At 57.7% G+C, this 3208-nt stretch carries 1 rRNA gene; it reads left to right on the top strand.

From position 1 onward, the window contains the following. The first annotated feature begins 54 nt into the window (after positions 1-54). Positions 55-3176, top strand: a 23S ribosomal RNA gene (locus tag QK442_RS35930). Positions 3177-3208 lie beyond the last annotated feature (32 nt).

Genomic DNA, 3208 nt, shown 5'->3' on the forward strand with positions numbered 1-3208 from the left:
GTGGTGGGTGGCTGGTCGTTGCTTGAGAACTGCACAGTGGACGCGAGCATCTGTGGCCAAGTTTTTAAGGGCGCACGGTGGATGCCTTGGCACCAGGAACCGATGAAGGACGCGGGAGGCCGCGATAGTCCCCGGGGAGCCGTCAACCAGGCTTTGATCCGGGGGTTTCCGAATGGGGAAACCCGGCAGTCGTCATGGGCTGTCACCCATGCCTGAACACATAGGGCATGTGGAGGGAACGAGGGGAAGTGAAACATCTCAGTACCCTCAGGAAGAGAAAACAACCGTGATTCCGGGAGTAGTGGCGAGCGAAACCGGATGAGGCCAAACCGTATGCGTGTGAGACCCGGCAGGGGTTGCGCATGCGGGGTTGTGGGAGTGAGCTTTCACAGTCTGCCGGCTGTGAGGCGAGTCAGAAACCGTTGGTGTAGTCGAAGGACATGCGAAAGGTCCGGCGCAGAGGGTAAGACCCCCGTAGACGAAACATCAGCGGCTTGCTTGCTCATTTCCCAAGTAGCACGGGGCCCGAGAAATCCCGTGTGAATCCGGCGGGACCACCCGCCAAGCCTAAATATTCCCTGGTGACCGATAGCGGATAGTACCGTGAGGGAATGGTGAAAAGTACCGCGGGAGCGGAGTGAAATAGTACCTGAAACCGTGTGCCTACAAGCCGTGGGAGCGTCGCATGCAAGCTTGCTTGCATGTCGTGACTGCGTGCCTTTTGAAGAATGAGCCTGCGAGTTTGCGGTGTGTTGCGAGGTTAACCCGTGTGGGGAAGCCGTAGCGAAAGCGAGTCCGAACAGGGCGATTCAGTAGCACGCTCAAGACCCGAAGCGGAGTGATCTAGCCATGGGCAGGTTGAAGCGGAGGTAAGACTTCGTGGAGGACCGAACCCACCAGGGTTGAAAACCTGGGGGATGACCTGTGGTTAGGGGTGAAAGGCCAATCAAACTCCGTGATAGCTGGTTCTCCCCGAAATGCATTTAGGTGCAGCGTCGTGTGTTTCTTGCCGGAGGTAGAGCACTGGATAGGCGATGGGCCCTACCGGGTTACTGACCTTAGCCAAACTCCGAATGCCGGTAAGTGAGAGCGCGGCAGTGAGACTGTGGGGGATAAGCTCCATGGTCGAGAGGGAAACAGCCCAGAGCATCGACTAAGGCCCCTAAGCGTACGCTAAGTGGGAAAGGATGTGGAGTCGCACAGACAACCAGGAGGTTGGCTTAGAAGCAGCCACCCTTGAAAGAGTGCGTAATAGCTCACTGGTCAAGTGATTCCGCGCCGACAATGTAGCGGGGCTCAAGCGTACCGCCGAAGTCGTGTCATTGCAGCATGAGGGCCAACGCCCGCTGTGATGGGTAGGGGAGCGTCGTGTGCCGGGTGAAGCAGCCGCGGAAGCGAGTTGTGGACGGTTCACGAGTGAGAATGCAGGCATGAGTAGCGATACACACGTGGGAAACGTGTGCGCCGATTGACCAAGGGTTCCTGGGTCAAGCTGATCTGCCCAGGGTAAGTCGGGACCTAAGGCGAGGCCGACAGGCGTAGTCGATGGACAACCGGTTGATATTCCGGTACCCGCTTTGAAACGCCCAGTATCGAATCAGACGATGCTAAGCCCGTGAAGCCGCCCTGAGCTCTTCGGAGCGTAGGGGAGTGGTGGAGCCGGTGACCCGGATCTGTAGTAGGTAAGCGATGGGGTGACGCAGGAAGGTAGTCCAGCCCGGGCGGTGGTTGTCCCGGGGTAAGGGTGTAGGACGTCACGTAGGCAAATCCGCGTGACATGCAGTCTGAGACCTGATGCCGAGCCGATTGTGGCGAAGTGGATGATCCTATGCTGTCGAGAAAAGCCTCTAGCGAGTTTCATGGCGGCCCGTACCCCAAACCGACTCAGGTGGTCAGGTAGAGAATACCGAGGCGTTCGGGTGAACTATGGTTAAGGAACTCGGCAAAATGCCCCCGTAACTTCGGGAGAAGGGGGGCCATTCCTGGTGACGGCACGTGCTGCCTGAGCTGGGGGTGGCCGCAGAGACCAGCGAGAAGCGACTGTTTACTAAAAACACAGGTCCGTGCGAAGCCGTAAGGCGATGTATACGGACTGACGCCTGCCCGGTGCTGGAACGTTAAGGGGACCGGTTAGTGACCTTTCGGGGTTGCGAAGCTGAGAACTTAAGCGCCAGTAAACGGCGGTGGTAACTATAACCATCCTAAGGTAGCGAAATTCCTTGTCGGGTAAGTTCCGACCTGCACGAATGGCGTAACGACTTCTCGACTGTCTCAACCATAGGCCCGGTGAAATTGCACTACGAGTAAAGATGCTCGTTTCGCGCAGCAGGACGGAAAGACCCCGGGACCTTTACTACAGTTTGATATTGGTGTTCGGTTCGGCTTGTGTAGGATAGGTGGGAGACTGTGAAGCGGCCACGCCAGTGGTTGTGGAGTCGTCGTTGAAATACCACTCTGGTCGTGCTGGATGTCTAACCTGGGTCCGTGATCCGGATCAGGGACAGTGTCTGATGGGTAGTTTAACTGGGGCGGTTGCCTCCCAAAGGGTAACGGAGGCGCCCAAAGGTTCCCTCAGCCTGGTTGGCAATCAGGTGTTGAGTGTAAGTGCACAAGGGAGCTTGACTGTGAGACCGACGGGTCGAGCAGGGACGAAAGTCGGGACTAGTGATCCGGCGGTGGCTTGTGGAAGCGCCGTCGCTCAACGGATAAAAGGTACCCCGGGGATAACAGGCTGATCTTCCCCAAGAGTCCATATCGACGGGATGGTTTGGCACCTCGATGTCGGCTCGTCGCATCCTGGGGCTGGAGTCGGTCCCAAGGGTTGGGCTGTTCGCCCATTAAAGCGGTACGCGAGCTGGGTTTAGAACGTCGTGAGACAGTTCGGTCCCTATCCGCTGTGCGCGCAGGAACATTGAGAAGGGCTGTCCCTAGTACGAGAGGACCGGGACGGACGAACCTCTGGTGTGCCAGTTGTCCTGCCAAGGGCATGGCTGGTTGGCTACGTTCGGGAGGGATAACCGCTGAAAGCATCTAAGCGGGAAGCCTGCTTCGAGATGAGTGTTCCCACCCACTTGATGGGGTAAGGCTCCCAGTAGACGACTGGGTTGATAGGCCGGATGTGGAAGCCCTGTGAGGGGTGGAGCTGACCGGTACTAATAGGCCGAGGGCTTGTCCTCAGTTGCTCGCGTCCACTGTGTTTGTTCTGAAG

Source organism: Streptomyces sp. CC208A, from assembly GCF_030010625.1.
GTDB lineage: Bacteria > Actinomycetota > Actinomycetes > Streptomycetales > Streptomycetaceae > Streptomyces.